The sequence below is a fragment of the Pseudomaricurvus sp. ABR4_320 genome (genome assembly GCF_056159445.1).
Window position 1 is genome coordinate 1 of the sequence record NZ_JBSWVF010000111.1, and the last position, 300, is coordinate 300.

The window sequence follows — 300 nt, forward strand, 5'->3', positions numbered from 1 at the left end:
GAGCTATGATGATTTCTGGTGTATGACTTGAAGAGGGTCGCGGTGTACCCTGTTGATTGATCCGGCAAGATCATTAATCAACAGAGGAAAACACCGCATGATTGATATTAATATCGTTGACCTAAATAAACCAGTCGAAGATGCCCTAAACGCCCTGTTAAAACGTGGAGCGCAGCAGATGTTGGCCAAAGCAGTTGAGGCCGAGCTGCAATCCTTCTTGGAGCGGCACGCTGATCAACAGATTGATGGCAAAGCCGCTGTAGTGCGTAATGGCTATTTACCCGAACGCACGATACAGAC

The 300-nt window shown here is 47.7% G+C and carries 1 pseudogene; it reads left to right on the forward strand.

Going from position 1 to position 300, the window contains the following annotated elements:
- Nucleotides 1–97: 97 nt before the first annotated feature.
- A pseudogene (locus ACXAFR_RS27605) lies at nucleotides 98–300 on the forward strand (IS256 family transposase); the annotation flags it as partial.